The sequence below is a fragment of the Pseudomonas sp. SDT291_1_S447 genome (genome assembly GCF_054070155.1).
Map to the genome: position 1 here is coordinate 1 of NZ_JBSVXS010000391.1, position 235 is coordinate 235.

The following is a 235-nucleotide window of genomic DNA, read 5'->3' on the forward strand; positions in this document are numbered from 1 at the left end:
AATGGCGGATGTGTGCTTCGAAGCGTTCATTCACGCGCGGCACCAACTCACGCCCTTCCCTGAAGCGGAGCCCATGCTCCGGGCGTTGCGCCAGCACTTCCTGCTGGGCGTGATTACCAACGGTAACGCCGACGTGCAACGCGTGGGCCTGGCGGACTACTTCCACTTTGCCTTGCGCGCTGAAGACATCGGCATCGCCAAACCGGATGCGCGATTGTTTCAAGAAGCGTTGCAA

Annotated in this window: 1 protein-coding gene; it reads left to right on the forward strand. The window is 60.4% G+C overall.

All coding sequences use genetic code 11. The features are described 5' to 3' along the window. On the forward strand, positions 1-235 hold a 235-nt coding region (locus ACW9IR_RS30045; protein ID WP_457466236.1), incomplete at both ends, for an HAD family hydrolase.